At 67.3% G+C, this 1256-nt stretch carries 1 pseudogene; it reads right to left on the minus strand.

The annotated features are described in order from the left end of the window. Nucleotides 1-40: 40 nt before the first annotated feature. A pseudogene (locus QSK36_RS43000) lies at nt 41-1188 on the minus strand (IS3 family transposase). Nucleotides 1189-1256 lie beyond the last annotated feature (68 nt).

A 1256-nucleotide genomic window follows, 5' to 3' on the forward strand; every position in this document is an offset into this window, starting at 1 on the left:
TGATGTGCCTCGGGTTCTGTGGAGTTGGCTTGGTTGGCCGTCATGCCAGCTGGGTGTTTGCGTAGAGCATCTCGTATTCGACCGGGGTGCGCATCCCCAGGGCGCTGTGACGTCGTTGGCGGTTGTGGAAGATCTCCAGGTACTCGAAGATCGCGTTAGCCAGCTCGATGCGGGTGTTCCACCGCCGCCGATTGAGCAGTTCGGTCTGCATCCGGCCCCAGAACGACTCGATGACCGCGTTGTCGAAGCAGTCGCCGATCGACCCCATCGACGGCACCAGCCCCGAAGCCTTGGCCCGTTCGGTGAACGCCCAGGAGGTGTATTGGACCCCGTGGTCGGAGTGGATCACCGTCCCGGTCTGCGGGTTGCGGTTGTGGATGGCCATGCCGAGGGCGTTGGTGACCAGGGTGGCGGTCTGCGTGGAGTCGATGGACCAGCCCACCACCCGCCGCGAATAGGCATCCAGCACGACGCAGCAGTAGACCTTGCCCTCCCGGGTCGGGTGCTCGGTGATGTCGGTGACCCACAGCTGGTCGGGGCCGGAGCGGGCGAACAGCCGGTCGACCATGTCAGTGGCGGTCGGCACCTGAGGGACCGGGCGCCGCCGGCGGTTGCCGGGCAGCCCTTTGATGCCCGCGCGGTGCATCAGCATCGTCACCTGACCGTGCCCGACCGGGATGCCCCGGCCCAGGGTGAGCTCGGCGTGCACGCGGCGGGCGCCGTAGACGCCGCGGGAGGCGGCGTGGGCCTGCCTGATCACCTCGGTCAACCAGGCGTGCCGTACCGATCGCGGCGACGGCGGGCGAGAGCGCCAGGCGTAGTAGCCCGACTCCGACACGCCCATGACACGGCAGCACACCTGCACTGGCAGCCCTTCACCGGCCATCACCGCGATGGCCTCAAACCGCCTTTTGGGGACACCACCTCTCGCAGCAGCTCATTGGCCCGCCGCGTCACCGCCAGCTCGGTCTCCAGGTCGGCGATCCGGCGCCGGGCGGCCACCAGCTCGGCCAGGTCGCTGGAGGTGATGCCGGGCTCCAGTCCTGCATCGATGCGCTCTTGTCTGCGCCAGTTGTAGATGGTCTGGTCGCTGATCTGCAGATCGGTGGCCACCTGCTGCACGGTGCGGCCGGCCTTCAGCAGGTCCAGGACTTTGCGACGGAACTCGGGGGGATAGCTCCTCGGCATGCTGACCTCTCTCGGGGTTCAGGCATGCCAGTCAACCAAAGGGACTCCACGAAAGGCGGTGAACATCA

It is taken from the genome of Microbispora sp. NBRC 16548 (genome assembly GCF_030268985.1).
GTDB classification, from domain to species: Bacteria; Actinomycetota; Actinomycetes; order Streptosporangiales; family Streptosporangiaceae; genus Microbispora; species Microbispora catharanthi.